General features: G+C 67.4%; 1 protein-coding gene. It reads left to right on the top strand.

What is annotated here, in order from left to right:
• Positions 1-398: hypothetical protein (locus N0A24_12285; protein MCS7174113.1), on the top strand; the 398-nt coding region annotated here is incomplete at its 5' end.
• Between the last annotated feature and the right edge of the window lie 320 nt (positions 399-718).

Genomic DNA, 718 nt, shown 5'->3' with positions numbered 1-718 from the left:
GGGGGACGGGCAGCCTGCCCAGCTACCACATCCCAGGACCCGACGCCGCTCCGGAGGTGGACTACCTCCGCGAGGCATACAACGTCGAGCAGGTGTACCCGTTCCTGCACAGCGTGCACGGGACCTTCTCCATCGGCCCCGGACACGTGGTGTTCGCGGGGATGGGAGGCGAGATCGTGGACAGCACGGCGCGGACCCGGGAGGAGGTGGGCCGTCTCCTCTACGAGGCTTGGGAGGCGGAGCTCAAGGACCCCCAGCTGGTGGTGGTTCGCGGCCCCGAGTTGCGTGGGGAAACCCTCGGAACCTCCCTCGTAGTGGCCCCTGGGTTCCTCGCTCAGGGGTCCGCGGCGCTGTTCGACCTGAGGGAGCGAAGGGTGGAGCGGCTGGTGCTGGCGTAACCTGAACGGCGCCGGCGGACGCTCACACGTTGGCGCGCGAAACGTGGTGGTGGGCCGTGAGGGACTCGAACCCCCGACGCCCGGGTTAAAAGTGCGTCGAGACAATTTCCGCTGTTGACCCCGTGTGCCCGGAAGTGCCGTCCTGTGCGGCTTCCAGCCCTCCGCCTTTCCCTCCCGACACCGCTATTCACCCCCGTTTTCGCCGCGTGTGTCGGCAAACTGTCGGCAACTGTTACGATGAGGCTGCCCATGCAGGAGAAGGCGGACAGACCAGAGCTGACGGTCCCAGAGCTGACGGTCCAGCGGGTCTACTCGGTGGC

The sequence above is a fragment of the Armatimonadota bacterium genome (assembly GCA_025059775.1).
Lineage (GTDB): Bacteria > Sysuimicrobiota > Sysuimicrobiia > Sysuimicrobiales > Sysuimicrobiaceae > Sysuimicrobium.
This window is presented reverse-complemented; position numbering and strand designations above follow the sequence as displayed.